Source organism: Neisseria sp. P0001.S005 (genome assembly GCF_051963715.1).
This window is the reverse complement of sequence record NZ_JBQCTZ010000855.1, coordinates 1-333: the sequence shown is the minus strand read 5'-3', so window position 1 is coordinate 333 and position 333 is coordinate 1. Positions and strand designations below refer to the sequence as shown.

Annotated in this window: 1 pseudogene; it reads right to left on the bottom strand. The window is 53.5% G+C overall.

Annotated features, from left to right (window positions below):
• Window positions 1-333 (bottom strand): annotated as a pseudogene (locus ACTHSP_RS23205) (Holliday junction branch migration DNA helicase RuvB); the annotation flags it as partial.

The following is a 333-nucleotide window of genomic DNA, read 5'->3' as shown; positions in this document are numbered from 1 at the left end:
GAACTTGTGCAAAATCGCCTCAAGGAATTTTCTGTCCATCACATCCAAACCCTGACCGTCCACAGCCAGCATACTCAAGGCAGCATCGGCAATTTCCGCATCAATGACGCCGTTGTTTTTCACATCGGCCTAATCGCGTACACGTCGCAAAAGGCGGTTGGCAATGCGCGGCGTACCGCGGCTGCGCTTGGCCACTTCCATCGCGCCCTCGTCCCCCATATCCAACTGCAACAATGGTGCGGAACGGGCGACAATAGTCGCCAAATCTTTAGTCTGATAAAACTCTAATCGGGATACGATACCGAAACGGTCGCGCAAAGGGTTGGTCAGCAT